We start from the raw sequence: 17,369 nt of genomic DNA, 5'->3' as shown, positions 1-17,369 counted from the left end.
GTGGTACGAGGGTCAGGAGCCGGCGGCCGAGGCCGGACGGGGGTCCGTCGCCCGGGAGACGGCCGACCGGTCCCCGTCCGGCACCAGGGCCGCCTGCGGCCCGTACGTCTCCAGGAACTCCTTGAGTTCGGCCAGCACATCGGCCGCTTCGGCGCCGTCGACGACCCGGTGGTCGAACGCCATGCTCAGCCGCATCACCGGAGCGACCACGACGGCACCGTCCCGCACGACGGCACGCTCCACCACGCGTCCGACGCCGAGCGTGACGGTCGTACCGCCGACCGACTGGAAGCCGTCCACCGGGCGGTGGCCGAGCGAGGTGACGGCCACCGTGCCGACCAGCTCGGTGCGGTGTGCCAGGGAGCGCGTCGCCAGCCGGAACAGCAGCCGGCCCACCGGCACGGGCAGCCGGTGCAGCTTGCGCACCGGCGCGAACTCCGGCATGCGCTCGGGGTCCCCGTCCCGGAACCGCTCCACGTGCCGCTGCACGGCGTCCAGGCTCGACCGTTCCAACTCCGGCACGACGGTCGCCAGCACGACGCGGCGCCCGCCCAGGGTCTTGTCCAGGGTCACCTTGCCGCTGACGGTGTCATAGCGCGCGATCCGGGGGCGCAGTCGGCCGCGGACGGCCGCGTTGGCCTCCGGATGGCGGGCCAGCACCCGGCCCGCGGCCTGGAGGACGTAACTCACCACCGAGTACCGGCGGCCCTCCTGGCGAGCCGCCGCCCGGTGGCGTTCGACGCCGCTCATGTCCACCTCGGTGTCGAGGTAGACGGGGGCGGCCGCGCGGATCTCGTCGCAGTGGTAGAGGGTGTGCCGCCGCTCCGCGGGGAACCGGGAGCCGCTCACGCCGCGACCGCCGCCTGGTAGATGCCCCCCAGGGTCCCGGCCTCCAGCAGGTCCGGGAGGGAGACGCTGCGGCCGGTACGGCGTTCCAGAGCCGCGGTCAGCCAGAGCAGGTGGACGGAGTCCCAGCCGGCGATCTCGTCCAGGGGCCGCTCGGCGTCCTGGACGGACACCGCCAGCCCCAGCTCGTCACGGATCAGCACGACAAGATCGTCGATCGTGTTCATGAACGGTCCTTCCGGGTTCGGGCCCACGACGGACGGTCAACGGGCCGCGGCCGCCGCGGTGTGGGAAAAGGCGTGGAGATCGCGCAGGAGAGCGGCGACGACGGCCCGCTCCGCGCCGTCCAGGTAGAAGTGGCCGCCCGGGAAGCGCTCGAGGCGGAAACCGCCCGTGGTCAGCCCCTCCCAGGCCCGCGCCTCCGCGTCGGTGACCCGCGGGTCGCTGGTGCCGGTGAAGACGGTGATGGGGCAGCGCAGGACGAGCCCCGGGTCGCGGCGGTAGGTCTCCACGGCCGTGTAGTCGGCACGCAGCGCGGGCAGGATCATGGCCCGCATGTCCGGGTCGGCCAGGATCTGCGGATCGGTGCCGCTCAGCGCGGTGATCTCGGCGATCAGCCCGTCGTCGTCCCGCAGGTGCACGGTCTCGTGGCGGGGCGTGGCGGGCGAGTGCCGGCCGGAGGCGATGAACCCGATGGGCGTGTTGCCGCCGCCGCGCTCCAGCAGTCCGGCCGTTTCGAAACCGATGACGGCGCCCATGCTGTGCCCGAACAGGACCAGCGGCAGGTCGGTCAGCGGTTCGAGCACCGAGGCGACCCGGGCCGCGAGGGCGCGGGCGTCCCGCAGCGGCGGCTCGTGGCGGCGCTCCTGACGGCCCGGGTACTGCACGGCCACACAGTCGACGGACTGCGGCAGCTCGCGGTGCAGCGCGAAGAACGCGCTGGCGGCGCCCCCCGCGTGCGGCAGGCAGACCAGCCGGACGCTCGGCCCCCGGGCCGTGCCGAAGCGACGCAGCCAGATGTCGTCGAACGGGATCTCTGTGGGCACCGTGGCCATGCCTTCCTCCGCCCTCCCGGGTGCGAGAGCGCGTGGCACACGGCGGAGAGCGCACCGGGGGCACTCGATGTGATCTGACGTCTGCGACGGTAGGGACGGCGGTTGAAAGGCCGACAAAGCTCCGCTAAAGGACCGCGTGCCGCGGCGCGGTCCCCGCGCTCACGCCGTACGGGTGCCGAGGTGGAGGCCGATCTCCTTGCGGTGGGTGATGCCCAGTTTCTGGTAGATGCGGGTGAGGTGCTGCTCGACCGTGCTGACCGTGATGTGGAGGCGGCCCGCCACCTGACGGTTGGTGAGCCCCTTGGCCACGAGTTCGGCCACCCGGTGCTCGGCCCGGGTGAGCCGCTGCCGTGTGGCCGGAGGCGGGTCCGGCTCCTCCTCTTCGCCGGCCGCCGGCGCGGCGCCCTCCAGGCAGCCGCGGGCGATCAGCACGGCCGTGTTCCGGGCCAGGACGGCCCAGGTGCCGTGGCCGAGGCCGAACAGGGACTGGCCCAGATCGATCAGGGTCCGCGCCAGCTCCGGCCGGTCGCCCGAGGCGTGGAACGCGTGCACGGCCTTGAGCAGCAGGCCCGGCCGTGCGTGCGGCTCGGCCAGCGCCGCCTGCAACCGCAGCTCCATGGCGTGGTTCCGGCCGGAGCTGCGCGGGCCGCGCGCCGTGTGTTCGGCCAGCATGTACGCCGCCTGCTTGGGGTGCCCGAGCCGCAGCCAGGCCTCGGCGGCGAACAACCGCCAGGGCACCAGCGTCGGGTGGTCGACGTGGAACCGCTCGGCCAGCTTGCCGATGCGCAGATAGTCGGAGAGCGCGGCGTGCGGCCGGCTCGTGGCGATCAGCAGACAGCCGCGCGCCCGCAGGTAGCTGAGCCAGTAGACGCTCTTCTCCCAGGCGGGCGGCACCGGTTTGGCGAACACCCGGGCGGCCTCGTCGTAGCGCCCCATCTCGATGTGCAGGGCGGCGAGCACGGACTCCGCGGCGCAGGCCATCGCGCTGCTGCGCTCGGTGATGACGTTCTGCACGAGCCGCACGCAGTCCAGTCCGGCGGTCAGCTTCCCCTGGCGCAGGGCCACGACGGCCTGCAGCAGGGCGAAGACCGCCTCCCAGCCGGGGGCTTCCCGGGCGGCGGACTCCTCGACCAGCCGCTCGCACCAGTGCCAGGCGCACTCCAGCCGGTCGGTGATGATCAGGGCCTTCACCGCGCTGGACAGCGACCAGACGGTGGCGTCGGAGAGGGCCGAGACCTCCAGGAGGTTCTTGGCCGCGGTCGCCCAGTCGTCGCGGTCGCCGATCAGCAAGGACCCTTCGGCGGTCCGGAACAGGGCCGTGGCCGACTCGTGCGCGGCCTGGCGGAGGGGCGCGGCGGGCCACTCGTCCGGGTGGGCGGGGGAGCGGAAGCTGGACCAGGCCCACAGCCAGGCGATGTTCGGATGGTCGCCCGCGCGGACGTCCCCCGCGCTGGTCTCCGCCCCCTGCTTCTGCAGTACCGTGAAGGCCTCCTCCAGCCTGCCGCAGCCGAAGAGCAGATCCGCCAGTCCGTCGCAGGCCGTGCCGGGCATCGTGCCCGACTGGAAGGCCTCCATGAGTTCGGGCAGGTGCCGGGCCTCCACGGTCGTGGGGTTCATCCGCAGGGCGATCAGGGCCAGCCGCATGTGGATCTCGATGCGGTCGGGCCCCTCGGGGCAGCCCTCGAGGGCGAGTTCGAGACACCGGACGGCGAGCCGGGTGTCCTCCTCGCCCATGGCCGTCTCCGCCGCGTTGCGCAGCACGGTCCGCTGCCACGTCTCCTCCGTGTACCGGGCGGCCAGCAGGTGCTGGGCCACTTCCGTGGCCGGCGCACCGGCGCCGTACTGGGCGGCGGCCGCCCGGATGTGTAACTCGGTCCGCACGGACGGATCCACATCGGCCAGAACCGTCCGTTGCGCGGTCCGGTGCCGGAACGACATTCCGTCGACTACGCCGGCGGCCCGGAGAGCCGCGAGTTGCGGGTCGATGAGGGAGAAGGAAATACCGCTCATCCGGGACAGCAGCTCCGGTGAGGCGGAATCCCCGAGCACGGACAACAGGCAACCGATTTCCACGGCCGCGGAACCGCTGCGGTGCAGGATGGACATCACCGCCTGGCCATACGTTCCGAGTTCGGCGGACTCCTCCGTTCCGGTCGGCGGAAGTTTCATGTCCCGGCTCTTGAAATCCTCGAGCAGGGCACTCAGCAGCAGGGGACTGCCGCCGCTCAGGTGATGGAACAGCGCCACCCACCGGTCGTGCGGCGGGTCGCCCTCCGCCGCGATCATGTCCCGGACTCCCCGCGCGTCGAGCGGGTCGAGGCGGATGCGCTCGGCGTTGGGACGCCGCAGGAACTCCGTCTTGGCCGGTGCCTCACGGTGCAGCAGGTGAGGGCAGTCGGTGACGACGAGCAGGATGCGCCGGTCCCGGTGCCAGGTGACGGTCTGGATCAGAAAATCCAGCTGTGACCAGGGAATCTCCTGTATGTCGTCCACGCAGATCACCACGACGCCGGCGTCGGCCGCGGGAGGCAGCGCGGTGGCGAACTGCATCGCCGACGACGCGGGCGCGGGCCGGTCCTCCGGCAGGGAGGCCGACAGGTGAGCGGCCAGCTGATGGAACAGGGTGAGGGGCGGGTTGGCCGTCACCGCCCGGCCCTGGGCGCTGAGTACGGTGGCTCCCGAGGCCATGGCGTGTTCGGTGAAGGCATGCAGTAACGCGCTCTTGCCGACGCCCGCGCCGCCGGTGATGACGATCGTTCTCGATGGGCCGTGGCCACAACTGGAAAGAGCCGCCTTCAGAACCCCGAGTTCTCTCTCACGACTCACAAAAGCCATTCCGGAATACTCACCCCCGTGGGCTTGCGTACCGTGGGTAAACAAGCCAAAAGCAACTCCAGACCGCACATTTCAGCCGCGCTGTGCATCTCGGCCACAAGATAACCATCGGGCGATGATGCGCAAGGTCACTTTCCCGCAGTGGCGGAAAAGTGTGCCCGTTTTGTTCTGCATTATCCGGGCTGTCTCATGTTATGCGCCCAGCCTACATTCTCGTGACGGTGCGCAGGGGTGGTATCCGGTAGCCATGAATCCGGACTGCCGGCGTCCGGATATCCGTCGCGCACCCGCCGCAGGCACTCCTTCCGGCCGCTTTGGCCGCGCTTTGGCCGGGCCGAACACCCTGCACGAATGGCTTCCGTCTACGCCTGGCTGCTGCGCGCGGCGCGAGATTCCCTGATCGCCTTCGGCCGGATATGGGTGTGGATCCCGCCCGTCGAGTCCGAGGAGCCGTTGCAGGGGCCGCCCCCGGGGCATCCGGAACGGCTCTGTCCCGACGTGCCGCTGAACGCGGTGGAGAAGGAGATCCTCCGGCATTTTCGCGACATCGACCCGCCGGCGCCCTCCCGGGATCCCTAGCCGAATCGAAAGTGCCCGCTGTAAGGTGTGCAAACAGCCCTTGACCTGCACAAACGCAGGCAGGGAGCCGACCTTCGGGAGCATTCATGCTGCGCACCATGTTCAAGTCCAAGATCCACCGAGCCACCGTCACCCAGGCCGACCTGCACTACGTGGGATCCGTGACGATCGACGCCGACCTGCTCGACGCCGCCGATCTGCTGCCCGGTGAGCTCGTGCACATCGTGGACATCACCAACGGCGCCCGCCTGGAGACCTACGTCATCGAGGGCGAGCGCGGTTCCGGCGTGATCGGGATCAACGGGGCCGCGGCCCACCTCGTCCACCCCGGCGACCTCGTCATCATCATCAGCTACGCCCAGGTGACGGACGCCGAGGCGCGGGCACTCGCGCCCCGGGTCGTGCACGTGGACGGCGACAACCGGATCGTGGCCCTCGGTGCCGACCCGTCCGAGCCGGTGCCGGGGTCGGACCAGCAGCGCAGCCCGCAGGCCGTCGGGGCCTGACCGAGACGACAGGAGCAGGAGCGTGTCCATGAGCGACCCGGAGATTCGTGACGACCGGGCGGCGGGCCGGCTGGAGGCGGTCGCCGACGGCGAAGTCGTCGGCCGCATCGAGTACTTCGTGCTCGACAGCCCCGAGCGTGCCCTCGTGCCCGTCCACACGATCGTCGAGCCGGCCCACGAGGGCAAGGGCATCGCGGGCTCGCTGGCACGCGAGCTCTACGCCATCGCCGGCCGCGAGCACAGCGCGGTCGCCCCGTTGTGCCCCTACGTCGCCAAGTGGGCCGAACGCCACCCCGACGAGGCACCGCCGGCGGACGAGTCCCTGCTCACCGCGGCGAAGGACTGGCTGAGGGCCCACCCCGACCGCTTCTGACCACCCTCGAACCGCCCCACCCTCGAACCGCCCCGGCCTCGCGCCGGGGCGGCTTGTTTTCACGACCGCTACCTCCACCTGGCCCCCTCCCGTTCCCGCCCCGGGGTGACTGCCCAAGCGGGGGTCGGGTAGGCGGGGGAGTAGTCCAGAGCCGGAGTCGTCCCACTGGCTGGAGGACCTCATGACGAACCCGTATCCCGACCCCGTGCCGCCGGCACCGACACCGGGCCCGGATCCCCGGCCACCGGAGCCCCCGGGCCCCGATCCCGTGCCGAACCCGCAGCCCCCGCCGGGCCCGGAGCCGACCCCGCCTCCGCCGGCCCCCACCCCGCCACCGGGTCCGACCCCACCGCCACCGGGTCCGACCCCGCCGGGACCGACCCCGCCCGGCCCCGACCCGGTGCCGGGACCGAGCCCGTCCCCGATCCCTCCGGGGCCGGAACCCGTACCCAACCCCGAGCCGGGGCCGCCGCTGTCCTGACCCGGGTACGAGAACGGGGCGGTGGACGGCACCCGCGGCCGTCCACCGCCCCGTATCACGCTGTCCACCGCCCCGTATCGAATGGCCTCGGCGCCTAGGCGGAGACCTCCGACCGGTCCTGGCCCCACAGCGTGTGGAACGACCCGTCCCGATCCACCCTCCGGTAGGTGTGCGCACCGAAGTAGTCCCGCTGCCCCTGCGTCAGCGCCGCCGGCAGCCGCTCCGCGCGCAGGGCGTCGTAGTAGGCGAGGGCCGCGGCGAAGCCGGGCGTCGGCACGCCCTGCCGGGTCGCGGCGACCAGCACCTCGCGCCAGTCGTCCTGCGCGTCCGCGATCTCCTGTGCGAACGTCGCGTCCGACAGCAGGCTCGGCAGGTCCGGCCGGGCGTCGTACGCGGCGCGGATCCGGTCCAGGAACGCCGCGCGGATGATGCAGCCGCCCCGCCACAGCGCGGACACCGCGCCGAGGTCGATGTCCCAGCCGTACTCGGCGCGGGCCGCGTCGATCTCGTGGAAGCCCTGCGTGTACGACACGATCTTCGACGCGTACAGCGCCTGCTCCACCCGGTCGGCGAAGGCCCGGGCCTCCGCCTCGCCCATCGGCTTCGCCTTCGGGCCGGCCAGTCCGCGCGAGGCCTCACGCAGCGCCGCGTGCCCGGACAGCGAGCGCGCGAAGACCGCCTCGGCGATCCCCGACACCGGCACACCCAGGTCCAGTGCGATCTGCACCGTCCAGCGGCCGGTGCCCTTCTGCTCGGCCTGGTCCACCACCACGTCCACGAACGGCTTGCCCGTCTCCGCGTCCACGTGGGACAGCACCTCGGCCGTGATCTCGATCAGGTAGGAGTCGAGACGCCCCTGGTTCCAGGTGCGGAAGATCTCCGCGATCTCGGCGGGGGAGTACCCGGCGACGTCCCGCAGCAGCTGGTACGCCTCGCCGATGAGCTGCATGTCCGCGTACTCGATGCCGTTGTGCACCATCTTCACGAAGTGCCCGGCGCCGTCCGGACCGACGTGGGAGACGCAGGGCGAACCGTCGGCCGCCTTGGCCGAGATCTTCTCCAGCATCGGGCCGAGCGAGTCGTAGGACTCCTTCGGGCCGCCCGGCATGATGCTCGGGCCGTTCAGCGCGCCCTCCTCACCGCCGGAGACGCCCATGCCGACGAAGTGGATGCCCTGCTCGCGCAGGTCGCGCTCGCGGCGCCGGGTGTCCGCGAAGTGCGCGTTGCCGCCGTCGATGATCATGTCGCCGGGCTCCAGGAGCGGCGCGAACTCCCGGATCACCGCGTCCGTCGGCTCACCGGCCTTCACCATCACGACCAGCCGCCGTGGCCGCTCCAGCGCCGCGACGAAGTCCTTCGCGGACTCGCACGCGACGAACCGCCCCTCGCCACCGAACTCCTCGACAAGGGCGCGGGTGCGCGCGGGCGTCCGGTTGTGCACCGCCACCGTGTAGCCGTTGCGGGCGAAGTTGCGGGCGAGGTTGCGGCCCATGACCGCCAGACCCGTGACGCCGATCTGCGCTGAACTGCTCATTCGGTTCGCTCCTAAAAAGCTCGGTACCGGTGCTGCCGGTGCTGCCCACCAGCATGCCCCCGTCGACCATCCTGACGTGCCGCTACTTCGTCCGCACGCGCGGGTCGTACGACGTCGTGCAGGCAGATACGCACAGGAGCCCCGTGGCACTCAGCCGCCGTACGCGTCCCCGCGCACGGCGCACCCGGGCACCGGGTGGCGTACGCGATGCACCGCCGTGGCGCACGTCGCGCAACAGGGGCCTCATACCGGCCATTTGGGCATCCGGGCGGCCGATAGCCGCCTTGTCCTGGCCGGTTCGCAGCGCTTACTTTTGCCCCTCCTGACGCATGTCTAGGGGGGCAATCGATGGCCGTACGCGGCCGGCACCGCCGGTATCAGCCGAACAGGATCAACCGCGCCTCACTCACCGTCACGGCGGGCGGCGCGGGCATGGCGCTCCCGTTCATGGGCGCCGGCACGGCGCAGGCGGCGGACGTGAGCACCTGGAACAAGGTCGCCGCCTGCGAGTCCAGCAACAACTGGAGCATCAACACCGGCAACGGCTTCTACGGCGGGCTGCAGTTCACCCAGTCCACCTGGGAGGCGTACGGCGGCCGGGCCTACGCGGCGCGCGCGGACCTGGCGACCAAGGACCAGCAGATCGCCGTCGCGGAGAAGGTGCTCGACGGGCAGGGCCCGGGCGCCTGGCCGGTCTGCTCGGTCCGGGCCGGACTGACCCGGGGCGGGGGCGAGCCCGACATCCGGCCGGCCGCCGCGAGCACGAAGCGGAACGACGCGAAGAAGAGCGAGAAGCAGAGCGAGAAGCAGAGCGGGAAGACGGACCGGAAGCAGACGTCCATCGAGGACGTCCGGCCGCAGTCCACACCGCAGTCCCGGGCGGGCAGCGCCGAGATGTACACGGTGGTCCGCGGCGACACCCTCTCCGGCATCGCGGCGGACGAGGAGGTCCGGGGCGGCTGGCGCGGCCTGTACGCTGCCAACCGCTCGACCATAGGGAGCGACCCCGACCTGATCGTGCCCGGCCAGCGGCTCGCGCTGAGCGGTGAGGGCACCACGAAGACGCGTCCCGCCCACAAGCCGTCCCCGTCGGCCAAGCCGTCCGCGCAGCAGCCGTCGACGAAGAAGCCTTCGACGAAGAAGCCGGCCCCGGACCGCGCCGAGGAGCGTGCCAGGGAACGGACGAAGGGCCAGAAAGAGGACCGGGCCGCACGGTCGACGGCCACCCGGCAGGGCCTGGTCGCGCCCGTCAGCGCGTCCCTGGGCACGCCTTACCGCAAGGCGGGTTCCGCCTGGTCGCAGGGCTATCACACCGGCGTCGACTTCCCCGTCCCGACGGGCACGTCCGTCAAGTCGGTCGCGGGCGGCACGGTCGTCACCGCGGGGTGGGGCGGCTCGTTCGGCTACCAGGTCGTGATCCGGCACGGCGACGGCCGCTACAGCCAGTACGCCCACCTGTCGGCGATCTCCGTGCGGGACGGGCAGACGGTGAGCGCCGGGCAGCGCATCGGCCGCTCCGGCTCCACCGGCAACAGCTCGGGCCCGCATCTGCACTTCGAGGTGCGGACGGGGCCCGGTTTCGGTACGGACGTCGACCCGGTGGCGTATCTGAGGGCCGGCGGCGTCAGGATCTGACGCGCGTGCGGTGCCGGTCCACCGTGGGCATCGGGACGTACGGGATGCCGTAGAAGGGCAGGTAGGAGAGCGGGCGTTGGGCGTCGGCGGACACCGGCGGCTCCCCGCTCTCGTACGCGACGTCCGGCCCGGGCGACGCCCGCGGGCCGGGCACGAGGACCTCCTCGACGAGCAGCGGCCCACCCCCGGGCACCGCCTCGGCCTCGGCACTCGCGCCCTCGCCCGGACCACCCACCGGCTCGACCACTCCACCCACGACCCCGGGCACCGCGCCCACCGGCTGGGGCACGCCCCCGCCTCCCGGGAGGCCCGCCGGGACGGAGTCCGTCGCCCCGAGGCCCGTGTCCACGGGAACCAGCCCGGTCCCCGCGATCTCCAGCCCGGCCCCTTCGCCCTCCGGGTCGGAGTGCGCGAGCCGCTCCGTCGTCAGGAGGATCAGTCCGCCCGCCGCCACCACACCGCAGCCCAGGGCGAGCACCGTGCCCGTCGTGCCGTAGCGGAAGGTTTCGCCGAACATCGTGATGCCGACCGCGGCCGCCACCACCGGGTTCACGACCGTCAGCGTCGCCAGCGGCGCCGCGAGTCCGGCTCCCCGGTAGGCGGCCTGCGACAGCAGCATGCCGGCCGTGGCCAGGACGCCGATCACGGCGAGGGACGGCACGTCCGCCGCCGACACGCCGCCGGTCCAGTCGACCGCGACGGTCTTGGTGAACACCGAGGACATGCCGAACGCGATACCCGAGGCCGTCGCCAGCAGCGTGCTGCGGACCGCCGGGTGCCGGTGCGCGGCACGCGCGGCGATCATCAGGGCCACCACGACACCCGCGGTCACGAGGGCGACAGCCACCCGCTCCGCCGCGTTCAGCGACTGGGCGTCGGACGCGGCGACCAGGGACAGCAGACCGGCGAGCCCCACCGTCGCCATGATCGCGCCCCGCCAGGCCGTGGCACCCGCCTTGCGGCCGACGAACAGCGCGGCCATCGGCAGGGCCACCACGATGGTCAGCGCGCCGAGCGGCTGCACCAGGCTGAGCGGACCGTAGGCCAGCGCCACCACGTGCAGCAGACCGCCGAGGCCGTTGAGCGCGACCGCCGCCCACCAGCCCGGCCGACGCAGCGGCGCGTACTCCTCGCCCGGCGAGGACTCCGCCACCCGCTCCTGCACGATCGCCCCGCCCGCGTAGGCGACCGCGGAGACGAGGGAGAGCAGGACGGACAACGCGAGGGCGCTCATCGGCTGCTCCTCTGCGTCAGGCGGGGGCGCTCGGCCCGGCGCGGCGATAGGTCGGCTTTCATGACCAACACCCTGCCGTGTCCAGGTCTTCCCGTCGTCGTCCCTGAGCACTCATTGGGTCCTACTGCCGATGGAGTACGACGGGAACCCCGTCATCCCCAGGGTGGGCGACGCCGGTCGGGGACCACCGGGTCGCGTCCCTTAGGGGCCTTGGTACTACTGCTCTTCGTGGACCTCGACCCCGGCCTCGCCGCGCTCCGCCCGCTGGGTGGTTTCTTCGTGCTGCGCACGGAAGGGGCCGCGGCCGGGCCTCTTCCCACTCTCGCACAGGCCTACGCCGACCCGGCACCGGATGGAGCCCGAAATCCGCTGATTTTCCGCGTCCGCAAGGTCGCGAGCGCCCTGCGCGCCCCGGAGTTGCGGGTGGCCGCGTCCGTGACCCACCAGGGGCTCGCGGCCCGGCTCTGGTCGGTGACGCTCGGCTGCGCCGCGCTGTACGGCGGCATCCCCGACCTCGACGCCCGGTTGCTGCGCTGGGACGCCGACGGCAGCGCCCCCGACGACCTGTGGCTGTCCGACGTACGGCCGCTGCCGGGGGACGCGCCGACCCTCGCGGACACCGTCCTGCACGGCCACCTCGAACCCCTCTCGGCCGCCCTGCGCGCCCACCACCGCCTCGCCCCGGGCCTGCTGCGGGGCAACGCCGCCTCCGCGCTGGCGGGCGCCGCCCGGGAGTTCGACCGCTGGGCGCGCGGGCACGGCCGTACGGACGCCGCCGCCCGGGCCCGCTCCCTGGCCGGGGAACTCCTCGCGCACCCGCTGCTCGACGGCGCCGGAACCCTCACCGGGACGGCCTTCCGGCGCCGCAGCTGCTGCCTGTACTACCGGGTGCCCGGCGGGGGCGTCTGCGGCGACTGTTGTTTCCCGAGGCCGCCCCGCTCTTCCCCACGCGCCCCATCTGGGTGACCATGAAAGGGAACGGCCGCTGAGAGCAGGGAGTTGCGGGTGCGCGTCGGACTGCTGACCCGGGAGTACCCGCCGGACGTGTACGGCGGCGCAGGTGTCCACGTGGAGTTCCTCGCCCGGGAGCTGAGACCCCTGGTCGACCTGGACGTGCACTGCTGGGGCGAGGGCCGCGCCGACGGCGTGCTGCGCCACCGCCCCTGGTCCGCGCTCGACGGCGCCAACGACGCGCTGCGCACCTTCTCCGTCGACCTCGCGATGGCCGCCGCCCTGCAGGGCCGCGAGCTGGTCCACTCCCACACCTGGTACGCCAACCTCGGCGGCCACCTCGCCAAGCTGCTGTACGGCATCCCGCACGTGCTGACCGCGCACTCCCTGGAGCCGCTGCGCCCCTGGAAGGCCGAGCAGCTCGGCGGCGGGTACGAGCTGTCCAGCTGGGCCGAGCGCACCGCGATCGAGGCCGCCGACGCGGTGATCGCCGTCTCGGGGGCCATGCGTGAGGACATCCTCGGCTGCTACCCGGCGCTGGACCCGGAGAAGGTCCACGTCGTGCACAACGGCATCGACACGAACCTGTACCGGCCCGACCACGGCACGGACGCCCTGGACCGGATCGGCCTGGACCGCTCCCGCCCGTACGTGCTGTTCGTCGGGCGGATCACCCGGCAGAAGGGCGTGCCCCACCTGCTGCGCGCGGTGCGGGACATCGACCCGGCCGCGCAGGTCGTGCTGTGCGCGGGCGCGCCCGATACGCCGGAGATCGACCGGGAGTTCCGGGAGCTGTTCGCGGAGCTGAGCGACGTCCGCGACGGCGTGTACTGGATCTCGAAGATGCTGCCGCGTCCGGAGGTGATCCAGCTCCTGACGCACGCCGCGCTGTTCGTGTGCCCGTCGGTGTACGAGCCGCTCGGCATCGTGAACCTGGAGGCGATGGCCTGCGGCACGCCCGTGGTGGCCTCGGCGGTGGGCGGCATCCCCGAGGTCGTGGACGACGGCCGGACCGGCCTGCTCGTCCCGGCGGGCGACGGCTTCGAGGCGGGACTGGCCCGGGCCATGGACACCGTCCTGGGCGATCCGGAGACCGCCCGGCGGATGGGCGAGGCCGGGCGGGAGCGTGCGGTCGGCGAGTTCGGCTGGGACGCGGTGGCCCGCCGCACGGTCCGGCTCTACGAGGAGATCGTCAAACAGGCTTAGTGCGTGCTGCTCAGGGGCAGGCATCGGGAAATCGGCGTGAGGGGAGCGGCCATGCGTGGTGGTGGTCCTTCGGTCCTGGGAATCGTGCTGGCGGGCGGCGAGGGCAAGCGGCTGATGCCCCTGACCGCGGACCGAGCCAAACCGGCGGTGACCTTCGGCGGCACGTACCGCCTGGTCGACTTCGTCCTGTCCAACCTCGTCAACGGCGACATCCTGCGCATCTGCGTCCTGACGCAGTACAAGTCGCACTCGCTGGACCGGCACATCACCACCACGTGGCGGATGTCCAACCTGCTCGGCAACTACGTCACGCCCGTCCCCGCCCAGCAGCGCCTCGGCCCCCGCTGGTACCTGGGCAGCGCCGACGCGATCCTGCAGTCCCTGAACCTGATCTACGACGAGCGCCCCGAGTACGTCGCCGTCTTCGGCGCCGACCACGTGTACCGCATGGATCCCCGCCAGATGCTCGCCCAGCACATCGACAGCGGTGCGGGCGTGACGGTCGCCGGGATCCGGGTGCCGCGCACGGAGTCCTCGTCGTTCGGCGTGATCACACCGGGCTCGGACGGGCAGACGGTGGAGCGCTTCCTGGAGAAGCCGGCCGACCCGCCGGGCCTCGCGGACGACCCCAGCTGTGTGTTCGCCTCGATGGGCAACTACATCTTCACGACCAAGGCCCTCATCGAGGCGCTCAAGCGGGACGCCGAGGACGAGTCCTCCGTGCACGACATGGGCGGCTCGATCCTGCCCCAGCTGACCGACCGGGGCGAGGCCGCGCTGTACGACTTCAGCGCCAACCACGTGCCCGGCGAGACCACGCGCGACCAGGGCTACTGGCGGGACGTCGGGACGCTCGACGCCTACTACGAGGCCCACATGGACCTGATCGCCGAGCGCCCCGCCTTCAACCTGTACAACCGCAGCTGGCCGATCTACACGCACTCGTACCAGCTCTCGCCGGCCCGCTTCAACGCGGGCGGCATCGCCAGCGAGTCCATCATCAGCGCGGGCTGCCTGGTCCGAGGTCAGGTCACCCGGTCCGTGCTGTCGCCTGGTGTCGTGGTCGACCCGGGGGCCGTGGTGCAGGGGTCCGTGCTGCACGACAACGTGCACATCGGCCGGGGCGCCGTGGTGCGCGGCGCCGTCCTCGACAAGAACGTCGAGGTGCCGCCGGGCGCGACGATCGGCGTGAACCCGGAGCGCGACGCCGAGCTGTACACAGTCTCCAAGGGCGGCGTCATCGCGCTCGGCAAGGGCCAGCTGGTCACCTGACGCGACGCAGCCGGGGGACTTCGACGAGACGCCTCCGGAGGGACTTTGTCCTGCCTCTGGACGAAGCGCGGGATCCGTGCTGTCATGCCGACGTCTTGTACATGACAACGTTGGCATGGAGGTTCCGTGCGTCCCCGACGCCTCAGAAACCGCCTCGCGTTACCGCTCGCCGCGCTCCTCGCCCTCACGGGCCTGAGCGCAGTCCCCGCGCTCGCGGACGACTCCGCCGAGATCCACGGCCTCAAGGGCGAGTACTACACCCACTCCGCCCCCGGCGCCTTCGACTTCCACACCCTCAAGGCGACGACCTTCGACCAGGACCTCGACTTCGACAACCTGGAGCCGCGCCTGAACTTCACCACCGGACAGTCCGACGACGTCAGCGTCCGCTGGACCGGCCGGATCGTCCCGGAGAAGAGCGGGCCGCACACCTTCTCGGTCAGCGCCGACAACGGCTTCCGCCTCTGGATCGACGGCCGGCTCGCCATCGACCACTGGGTCGACGACTGGGACCGCGAGCAGACCGCCGAGCCCGTCGACCTCACCGCCGGCCGCGCCCACGACATCAAGGTCGAGTACTTCGAGCACTACGGCGGCTCCAACTTCCACCTGCGCTGGACCCAGCCCGGCGCAGCCAAGGCCCCCGTCCCGCAGTCGGCCTTCCGCCTCCCCGAGGGCTTCGACTACGACGGCGCCCTAGCGGCCACCGTGCAGGCCACCGGCCGCACCCTCAAGCTCGACTTCGCCCAGGAGCTCACCGCACCCCCGGCGGGTTTCACCGACCATCTCGACGCCGTGATCGGCGGCGCCGCGTGGCCCCTGGGTGAGGCCCGCCCGGACCCGTCCGACCCCACGGCCCTGCTGGTGGCCCTGGACGAGCCGGTCGTCGGCAACAAGACGGGCACGGCCCGCGGCACGGCCGATGTCCGCTACGACGGCGAAGGCGGCCTCACCGACGCCGAAGGCAACGTTGTCAAGGAGTTCTGGACGTCCGGCCCGAACCACTCCACCCACCAGCTGCGCACCCGCTGGGCCGACGAGGTCGGACCGGACAACGCCCTCCCGGAGTACCCGCGCCCGCAGCTGACCCGGGACGCCTGGCGCAACCTCAACGGCCGCTGGCAGTTCGAGGCCGCCGAGCCGGGCCAGCAGCCTCCCGTCGGCAGGACGCTGAAGGAGCGCATCCTCGTCCCGTACCCGGTGGAGTCCCAGCTCTCCGGCATCGAGCGGCACGAGGACCGCATGTGGTACCGCCGCACCTTCACCGTCCCGCGCGACTGGAAGATCGGCTCGGGTCAGCGGCTCAGGCTCAACTTCGGCGCCGTCGACTGGCGCTCCGAGGTCTACGTCAACGGCACGAAGGTCGCCACGCACGAGGGCGGCTACGACAAGTTCAGCGCCGACGTCACCGACGCGCTCAAACCCGGCCGCACCCAGGAGCTGATCGTCGGCGTCTACGACCCGACCGACGCGGCCTCCGGCGAGAACCCGCCGCTGGGCAAGCAGCGCCTGGACCCCAGCGGCATCTGGTACACCCCGTCCTCCGGCATCTGGCAGACGGTCTGGATGGAGCCTGTGGCCCGCGACCACGTCGACTCCCTCAAGATCGTCCCCGACGTGGCGGGCGAGAAGGTCACCGTCGAGGTCCGGGGCGTCCCAGGCGGCGTACCGGTCACGGCGACGGCGTACGACGGCCGGCGCGAGGTGGCCACCGCGAGCGGCCGCACCGGCGGCCCGCTCACGCTGACCGTGCGCGACCCGCACCTGTGGTCGCCGGACGACCCGTTCCTCTACGGCCTGAAGGTCAAGGTCGGCGCCGACCGGGTCGGCAGCTACTTCGGCATGCGCTCCGTCGCCGTCGAGAAGGTCAACGGCGTCCCCCGCACGCTCCTCAACGGCGAGCCCGTCTTCCTGATGGCCACCCTCGACCAGGGCTTCTGGCCCGACGGCCTGCACACCGCCCCCACCGACGAGGCGCTGGCCTACGACCTGAAGGCGCACAAGCGGCTCGGCTTCAACTCGGTGCGCAAGCACATCAAGGTCGAGCCGGACCGCTGGTTCTACTGGGCCGACCGGCTCGGACTGCTGGTCTGGCAGGACATGCCCGCGATGACGGCCGGGGTGAACCCGAGCGCCACCTCCCGGGCCCGCTACGAGCGTGAGCTGAAGGAGATGATCGACGAACACATCAGCAGCCCGTCGGTCGTCATGTGGGTGACCTTCAACGAGGGCTGGGGCCAGTACGACGTGGGCCGGATCGCCGAGCAGGCCAAGGCCTGGGACCCCACCCGCCTGGTCAACGGCCAGTCCGGGCTGAATCTCGGCGCCGACGGCGGCACCGGCGACATCATGGACGAGCACGGCTACCCGAGCCCGGCCCTGCCGCCCCGCCCCGACGGGCAGCGCGCCCTGGTCAGCGGCGAGTACGGCGGCCTGGGCCTCGCGGTGCCCGGCCACGCCTGGTCGGTGCAGCAGTCGTACGTCGACGTCGACCCGGCCACCTACACCGAGGACTACCTGGAGAAGCTGGACGAGGTCCGCGCGCTGGTCTGCAAGGGGAGCAACGGGGCCGTCTACACCCAGATCGCGGACGTCGAGGGCGAGCTGAACGGCTTCCTCACCTACGACCGCGCGGTGCTGAAACCCGACACGGCCCGGCTCAGGGCCGCGCACGAGGCGCTGATCCATGACGCCTCCCGGGTGACTCCCACGGGGTGCCCGGCGCCGCAACCTGTGCTGGACTGACCGCAGATGCACCATAAGTCCCGCCCCTTTCCTCGGGGCGGGACTTAATCCGCTGTTAACTGTACGTAGCCTGATCGTACTTGACCGTAATCGGCTGGGGGCGATTGACTGCTGGCC

14 protein-coding genes are annotated in these 17,369 nt (G+C 72.1%); 8 read left to right on the top strand and 6 right to left on the bottom strand.

What is annotated here, in order from left to right; translation table 11 throughout:
- Nucleotides 1-12: 12 nt before the first annotated feature.
- The 4 genes from ACSUPV_RS04460 to ACSUPV_RS04445 all read right to left on the bottom strand — a co-directional run bounded on the left by ACSUPV_RS04460 (nt 13) and on the right by ACSUPV_RS04445 (nt 4,727).
- Entirely contained in the window at nt 13-849 is an 837-nt protein-coding gene (locus tag ACSUPV_RS04460) for a 2-oxo acid dehydrogenase subunit E2 (RefSeq protein WP_037764834.1), read from the bottom strand.
- Complete coding sequence (locus tag ACSUPV_RS04455; protein ID WP_031121046.1) at nt 846-1,073, bottom strand: acyl carrier protein; 228 nt, start codon at nt 1,071-1,073, stop codon at nt 846-848. The genes ACSUPV_RS04460 and ACSUPV_RS04455 overlap by 4 nt, the downstream gene beginning before the upstream one ends.
- A 36-nt stretch (nt 1,074-1,109) precedes the next feature.
- Nucleotides 1,110-1,901, bottom strand: coding sequence for a thioesterase II family protein (locus tag ACSUPV_RS04450; RefSeq protein ID WP_382616677.1), 792 nt, complete (start codon nt 1,899-1,901; stop codon nt 1,110-1,112).
- A 159-nt stretch (nt 1,902-2,060) separates the two neighbouring features.
- Nucleotides 2,061-4,727 carry an AAA family ATPase gene (locus ACSUPV_RS04445; RefSeq protein ID WP_436946951.1) on the bottom strand — a complete coding sequence of 889 codons (2,667 nt, stop codon included), beginning with the start codon at nt 4,725-4,727 and terminating at the stop codon, nt 2,061-2,063.
- A 360-nt stretch (nt 4,728-5,087) separates the two neighbouring features.
- On the opposite strand from ACSUPV_RS04445, the gene ACSUPV_RS04440 reads away from it, so the two are divergent.
- From ACSUPV_RS04440 to ACSUPV_RS04430, 3 genes are all read left to right on the top strand, one after another.
- Nucleotides 5,088-5,315 carry a DUF6059 family protein gene (locus ACSUPV_RS04440; protein WP_051649004.1) on the top strand — a complete coding sequence of 76 codons (228 nt, stop codon included), beginning with the start codon at nt 5,088-5,090 and terminating at the stop codon, nt 5,313-5,315.
- Nucleotides 5,316-5,401: 86 nt separating this feature from the next.
- Nucleotides 5,402-5,821, top strand: a complete 420-nt coding sequence (gene panD / locus ACSUPV_RS04435; protein ID WP_031121041.1) for an aspartate 1-decarboxylase — start codon at nt 5,402-5,404, stop codon at nt 5,819-5,821.
- 28 nt (nt 5,822-5,849) lie between these two features.
- Entirely contained in the window at nt 5,850-6,194 is a 345-nt protein-coding gene (locus ACSUPV_RS04430) for a GNAT family N-acetyltransferase (protein WP_031121040.1), read from the top strand.
- Between the two features lie 575 nt (nt 6,195-6,769).
- Here the strand turns inward: ACSUPV_RS04430 and gndA are convergent.
- Nucleotides 6,770-8,209: an NADP-dependent phosphogluconate dehydrogenase gene (gene gndA / locus ACSUPV_RS04425; RefSeq protein WP_031121039.1), complete on the bottom strand. Its 1,440-nt coding sequence runs from the start codon at nt 8,207-8,209 to the stop codon at nt 6,770-6,772.
- A 348-nt stretch (nt 8,210-8,557) separates the two neighbouring features.
- On the opposite strand from gndA, the gene ACSUPV_RS04420 reads away from it, so the two are divergent.
- A complete protein-coding gene (locus ACSUPV_RS04420; RefSeq protein WP_382616686.1) occupies nt 8,558-9,844 on the top strand; it encodes a transglycosylase family protein in 1,287 nt (428 codons plus the stop codon).
- Here the strand turns inward: ACSUPV_RS04420 and ACSUPV_RS04415 are convergent.
- Nucleotides 9,834-11,078 (bottom strand): DMT family transporter, encoded by a 1,245-nt coding sequence (locus ACSUPV_RS04415; RefSeq protein WP_382616688.1) that lies wholly within the window; start codon nt 11,076-11,078, stop codon nt 9,834-9,836. The two genes, ACSUPV_RS04420 and ACSUPV_RS04415, sit on opposite strands and share 11 nt — an antisense overlap.
- 210 nt (nt 11,079-11,288) lie before the next feature.
- Here ACSUPV_RS04415 and ACSUPV_RS04410 point away from each other — a divergent pair, with 210 nt between their 5' ends.
- From ACSUPV_RS04410 to ACSUPV_RS04395, 4 genes are all read left to right on the top strand, one after another.
- Complete coding sequence (locus ACSUPV_RS04410) at nt 11,289-12,044, top strand: (2Fe-2S)-binding protein (RefSeq protein WP_031121035.1); 756 nt, start codon at nt 11,289-11,291, stop codon at nt 12,042-12,044.
- 39 nt (nt 12,045-12,083) lie between these two features.
- Nucleotides 12,084-13,235, top strand: a complete 1,152-nt coding sequence (gene glgA / locus ACSUPV_RS04405; protein ID WP_436946950.1) for a glycogen synthase — start codon at nt 12,084-12,086, stop codon at nt 13,233-13,235.
- 51 nt (nt 13,236-13,286) lie between these two features.
- On the top strand, nt 13,287-14,507 hold the full coding sequence (glgC, locus tag ACSUPV_RS04400) for a glucose-1-phosphate adenylyltransferase (RefSeq protein WP_031121033.1): 1,221 nt from the start codon (nt 13,287-13,289) through the stop codon (nt 14,505-14,507).
- A gap of 126 nt (nt 14,508-14,633) precedes the next feature.
- Complete coding sequence (locus tag ACSUPV_RS04395) at nt 14,634-17,252, top strand: PA14 domain-containing protein (protein WP_436946949.1); 2,619 nt, start codon at nt 14,634-14,636, stop codon at nt 17,250-17,252.
- Nucleotides 17,253-17,369 lie beyond the last annotated feature (117 nt).

Origin of the sequence: Streptomyces sp. SudanB52_2052 (assembly GCF_964272415.1) — a bacterium.
Classification (GTDB): Bacteria; Actinomycetota; Actinomycetes; order Streptomycetales; family Streptomycetaceae; genus Streptomyces; species Streptomyces olindensis.
Note: the sequence above shows the minus strand (reverse complement) of the source record. Positions and strands in the feature narration are given on the sequence as shown.

Coding starts and splice junctions, on each gene's coding strand:
- ACSUPV_RS04455 (WP_031121046.1), bottom strand. CDS start 1,073: ATGAACACGATCGACGATCTTGTCGTGCTGATCCGTGACGAGCTGGGG.
- ACSUPV_RS04450 (WP_382616677.1), bottom strand. CDS start 1,901: ATGGCCACGGTGCCCACAGAGATCCCGTTCGACGACATCTGGCTGCGT.
- ACSUPV_RS04440 (WP_051649004.1), top strand. CDS start 5,088: ATGGCTTCCGTCTACGCCTGGCTGCTGCGCGCGGCGCGAGATTCCCTG.
- panD (WP_031121041.1), top strand. CDS start 5,402: ATGCTGCGCACCATGTTCAAGTCCAAGATCCACCGAGCCACCGTCACC.
- ACSUPV_RS04430 (WP_031121040.1), top strand. CDS start 5,850: ATGAGCGACCCGGAGATTCGTGACGACCGGGCGGCGGGCCGGCTGGAG.
- gndA (WP_031121039.1), bottom strand. CDS start 8,209: ATGAGCAGTTCAGCGCAGATCGGCGTCACGGGTCTGGCGGTCATGGGC.
- ACSUPV_RS04420 (WP_382616686.1), top strand. CDS start 8,558: ATGGCCGTACGCGGCCGGCACCGCCGGTATCAGCCGAACAGGATCAAC.
- ACSUPV_RS04415 (WP_382616688.1), bottom strand. CDS start 11,078: ATGAGCGCCCTCGCGTTGTCCGTCCTGCTCTCCCTCGTCTCCGCGGTC.
- glgC (WP_031121033.1), top strand. CDS start 13,287: ATGCGTGGTGGTGGTCCTTCGGTCCTGGGAATCGTGCTGGCGGGCGGC.